Origin of the sequence: Alterirhizorhabdus solaris, from assembly GCF_007785815.1 — a bacterium.
Taxonomy (GTDB): Bacteria; Pseudomonadota; Alphaproteobacteria; order Sphingomonadales; family Sphingomonadaceae; genus Alterirhizorhabdus; species Alterirhizorhabdus solaris.
This window is the reverse complement of record NZ_VNIM01000178.1, coordinates 1-3,253: the sequence shown is the minus strand read 5'-3', so window position 1 is coordinate 3,253 and position 3,253 is coordinate 1. Positions and strand designations below refer to the sequence as shown.

The following is a 3,253-nucleotide window of genomic DNA, read 5'->3' as shown; positions in this document are numbered from 1 at the left end:
GATCGAGATCGCGCGGACGGACGAACCGGGTGAGGCGGCCGGTGCGTGGTTTCATGTCGGCCCAGCGATCGATGTCGAACTCCATCTCGGCCAGCGCGGCGGTGGGGTATTTCTCCTCCACCGAATCGCGCAGCGGATCGCCGACGTCGGGCACCAGCATCAGGATCATGTCCTCCATGCCCGGATTGTGGCCGCTCAACAGGATGTGGCCTGCGCTGTCCGGCGCGTCGTGGATCACGTCGAGCAGTGTGACGCAGGAGGCGAGGTAGATGCGCCGGTCCAGTACCGCGCTGATCGAGCGGCCATAGCCCTCCCACAGCTCGTCCAGCGTATCGACCACGCGCACGGCGGGGGAGGCGACGAGGTGGTCGTACTCCAGCCCCTCCTCGCGCATGTAACGCCCCATCCGCCGTGCGCCCTGCCGCCCCCGGTCGCTGAGCGGCCGATCGAAATCGCGGGCGACCGGCTCGTCCCAGCCGGACTTGGCGTGGCGCAGCAGAGTCAGCTTCTTCATTCGGGTAGGGCTCCCTCCACCGGGTTTCCCTGATGCCGCAAAGACGGGGCGGTGGAAAGCCGCGCCGCCACCCGCGCCACCGCCTCGTCCAGCGTCAGCCGCGTGACGGGCGTGCCGGGCGGGAACGCATCGAGCAGGCGCGATGGCGTGGCGGCCGACAGCAGCACGAACAGGCCCGAATCGTCGGCGCGACGGATCAGCCGGCCGAACGCCTGCGCCAGCCGCGCGCGCACCACCCGGTCGTCGAAGGCGGTGCCGCCGCCGGCGGCGCGGCGCGCGGCGTGCAGCACGGTAGGGCGCGGCCACGGCACCCCCTCCATCACCACCAGCCGCAGCGAGCTGCCCGGCACGTCCACCCCGTCGCGCAGCGCATCGGTGCCCAGCAGCGAGGCGTGGGCGTCGTCGCGGAAGATATCCACCAGCGTGCCGGTGTCGATCGGATCGACATGCTGCGCGTAGAGCGGCAGCCCGTCACGCGCGAGCCGGTCGGCGATGCGCGCATGCACCGCCTTCAGCCGCTGCACGGCGGTGAACAGCCCCAGCGTGCCGCCCGCCGCCGCCGCGATCAGCCGGGCATAGGCACCGGCCAGCGCGGACAGGTCGCCGCGCTTGATGTCGGTCACGATCAGCACCTCGGCGCGGGCGGCATAGTCGAACGGGCTGGCCGCCTCGAAACGGGTGGGCGGCTGATCGAGATGCGGCACGCCGGCGCGGGCATCGGCCCCGTCCCACCCGTCCGCGCCTTTCAGCGTGGCGGAGGTGACGATCAGGCCGTGCGCCGGCTTCAGCACGGTTTCCGCCAGCGGCCGGGTGGGGTCGAGCCAGTGACGGTGCAGGCCGACGTCATATTCGCGCCCCTCCACCCGGTCCACCTGCAGCCAGTCGACGAAATCGGGGTCGATCGGCCCGCCCAGCCGGCCGAGCAGCGCCACCCAGGCATCGATCATGACGGTGCGGTTGCGCAGCCCGTGGATCGCCCCCTCGATGCGCGCGCGGGCGGGGCCGTCCAGCCAGTCGGGCGCGTCGGCCAGCACCGCGTCCAGCCGCTGGCGCAGCCGGGTGAGCGGGCGGACCAGCGCCTCCAGAGCCTCGATCGCGTGGGTGGCGGCCTCCACCAGCGGGCCGTCCAGTTCGGCGGCCTCCGTCTCCAGCCCGTAGCCGGCATCGGCGGCGCGCGCGCGGGCGAAGGTGGTGGCGCGCACGGCGGCGAGCAGTCGCTCGACCGGACCGAGCGGCAACCCCTCGGCCATGCGCGCCAGCCACGAATCGGCGGGCAGTTCGGCGGCGGCGGCGCGGGCGTCCTCCAGCGCCAGCCCGCCCTCCTCGTCGTAGGAGGCGACATCGGACAGGCGCGCGGCCAGCCCCCGCCTGCGGCCGCGCGCCTTTGATTCGGGGCCGATGATCCAGCGGCGCAGTTCGATCGCCTCCTGCCCGGTCAGCGCGACCGAGAAGGTGGAATCCGCCGCATCGAACAGATGATGCCCCTCGTCGAACACCAGCCGGGCGAGCGGCGCGCCCTCCTCGCGCCGGCGCTGCGCGAGGATCATCACCAGCGCATGGTTGGCGATGACGAGATCGGCGCCGTCGGCCGCGCGCGCCGAACGCTCGATGAAGCAGCGGCGATAATGCGGGCAGCCGGCATACACGCACTCGCCGCGCCGGTCGGTCAGCGCGGTCGATCCCGCCTTGCGGAACAGGGTGGGCAGCCAGCCGGGCAGGTCGCCGCCCACCATGTCGCCGTCCTTGCTGTACGCCGCCCACCGCGCGACAAGCTGCGCCAGCACCGCCGCGCGGCCCTGAAAACCGCCCTGCAAGGCGTCTTCGAGGTTGAGCAGGCAGAGGTAGTTCTCGCGTCCTTTCCGCACCACCACCTTCACGCGATGCTCGGGCGGGTGGGGGAACACGCGCCGCGTCTCGCGGTCGAGCTGGCGTTGCAGCGCCTTGGTGTAGGTGCTGATCCACACCGTGCCGTTGGCCTGCGCCGCCCACAGCGCGGAGGGCGCGAGGTAGCCGATCGTCTTGCCGATGCCGGTGCCCGCCTCCGCCAGCAGCAGGTTGGGACGCCCTTCCATGCTGCGTGGATCGAACGCGCGGGCGGCGGCGGCGGCATAGAGGCGCTGGCCTTCGCGTGGCTCGGCCCCGTCGCCCAGCAGGCGGGCGAGGTTTTCCTGCGTCTCGGTATCGCCCAGCACCACCGGGCGCGGCTGCGGGCGGGGTGGGGCTTCCTCCCACTCGGGTAGCTTGGCGAACAGCCAGCGTTCGGCCACCTGCGGCTTGCGGATGCGCTGGCCCACCGCCGCCGCCCATGGCCAGCGCAGCCGGGCGAGCGCCTGCGCGCTCGACCACGCGCCCTCGCGCTCGGGCCAGTCGGTCGCGTCGATCCGGTCGAGCAACGCGGCGGCGGCGGCGAGCAGGAAGGACGCGGCGGCCGGGTCGTTCTCCGGCGGCGTCATATCCAGCGCGCGGGCAAGGCCGGCGGGCGTCGGCACGGCGAAGCGCGCCGGGTGAACGAAGGCGTACAGCTCCAGCAGGTCCAGCCCGGAAATCTCGCCCAGCCCCAGCCGGGTGGCGGCGACCGGCGCGTTGAGCAGGATCGTCGGCGTCTCGCCCGCGAACCCGATCGCCTCCCCGCGCGAAACGGTGCGGACCGTACCGTCGGCGGTGGCGATCCAGATGCCGCCGTGGGTGGCATGGAGCGCGGGGTAGGGGAAGGGGATCACGGGCTGCATGGGCCTTACT

2 protein-coding genes are annotated in these 3,253 nt (G+C 73.0%); both read right to left on the bottom strand.

Annotated features, from left to right (window positions below; genetic code table 11):
• Positions 1–514: SixA phosphatase family protein (locus tag FOY91_RS20925; protein ID WP_145155945.1), on the bottom strand; the 514-nt coding region annotated here is incomplete at its 3' end.
• Complete coding sequence (locus FOY91_RS20920) at positions 511–3,243, bottom strand: ATP-dependent DNA helicase (RefSeq protein WP_145155943.1); 2,733 nt, start codon at positions 3,241–3,243, stop codon at positions 511–513. The genes FOY91_RS20925 and FOY91_RS20920, both read right to left, overlap by 4 nt.
• Positions 3,244–3,253 lie beyond the last annotated feature (10 nt).